1 protein-coding gene is annotated in these 778 nt (G+C 59.6%); it reads left to right on the top strand.

Annotated features, from left to right (window positions below; all coding sequences use genetic code 11):
* Positions 1-698, top strand: a 698-nt coding sequence (locus tag HMPREF2674_RS07650; protein ID WP_070825343.1) for a preprotein translocase subunit SecD, incomplete at its 5' end; no start/stop codon positions are given.
* Positions 699-778: the final 80 nt, after the last annotated feature.

Genomic DNA, 778 nt, shown 5'->3' on the forward strand with positions numbered 1-778 from the left:
CCCTGACCATTGCCGGTGCCCTCGGCCTCGTGGCCTGCGGCGGTTACAAAGTGTCCGCCCCCAGCGGTTCCGCAAGTGCGTCGGCATCTGCATCCGCGACCGCCTCTGCAAGCCCCTCGGCGGCCGCCCAGTCCTCTAGCCCCTCGGCGGCGGAAACCACCAAGGCTGCGGCTAAGAGCACCCAGACTTCCTCGGCAGATTCCTCCGGCGCCACGGAAGCATCTAAGGGCGCAGGGGATGACTCCCAGCAGTCGGACGAGACAAGCTACAGTGCTGCTAAGGAATTCGTGAAGAAATTCCAGGAGAAGCCCGGAGTGAAGAAGACCGAAAGCAGCGACGGAACCGCATACTACAACGATGAGGTTGCCTACGTCGAAGGCAAGGACGGCACCGTTATCGGCATCATGAGCGACGGTGAGTGGACCAGCATGAGCTCCGATGGAGTCACCGTTTTCGTGGACAAGGATGGTTCTTGGGCCGTGGCCAACTCAAAGGATAACCTTTACACCGTCGTTAAGGCGGACGGCACCGGCGCCATCATGAACACCAAGACCCTCGAAGAAGGCACCGACGTGTCAGCCATCAAGACCCCGAAGACCCCCGGCCGTATCGATGGCTTCAACGGCACCCCTATAACTCCCGTCAAGGCAACTAAAATCGGTAAGTTCTCCGAGGTCGCAGACTCCATGAAGAAGTAAACAGAAATAGCTTCCCGAATCTGGGATCCGATACCCCGCGCGCATCCGACCGTGATGCGTGCGGGGCGTTTTTGTGTTCT

Source organism: Rothia sp. HMSC062F03 (genome assembly GCF_001836905.1).
GTDB lineage: Bacteria > Actinomycetota > Actinomycetes > Actinomycetales > Micrococcaceae > Rothia > Rothia mucilaginosa_A.